Source organism: Leifsonia sp. SIMBA_070 (genome assembly GCF_046534635.1).
Taxonomy (GTDB): domain Bacteria; phylum Actinomycetota; class Actinomycetes; order Actinomycetales; family Microbacteriaceae; genus Leifsonia.
Genome location: NZ_JAWRYK010000087.1, coordinates 1 through 346 on the forward strand (window position 1 = coordinate 1; position 346 = coordinate 346).

1 protein-coding gene is annotated in these 346 nt (G+C 63.3%); it reads left to right on the forward strand.

The window, feature by feature from the left end; translation table 11 throughout:
• The coding region (locus SB754_RS19525) for a hypothetical protein (protein ID WP_410784056.1) at positions 1 to 346 on the forward strand (346 nt) is incomplete at both ends.

Genomic DNA, 346 nt, shown 5'->3' on the forward strand with positions numbered 1-346 from the left:
GCTGGCGTAGGTGCGGCCCGCCTGTCGGACGCCAAGGCGTACACGGACACGGCCAAGGCGGCGGCAATCAGCAGCGCGAGTAGCTACACGGACACCAAGGCAGCGGCGGCGCAGTCGGCGGCTGTCGCAAGCGCCAAGACGTATACCGATGGTCAAATTTCGGCGCTTGTTGGTGGTGCTCCGGAAGCCATGAATACGCTCAAGGAACTGGCCGATGCACTCAACGACGACAAGGACTTCGCAGCTACGACGGCCGCTGAGATTGCGCTTACGTCTGATACGACCTACGTTGACTCGAAGGACGCGGCGACGCTTGCGGCGGCTAAGGCATACACGGACGCCGCTC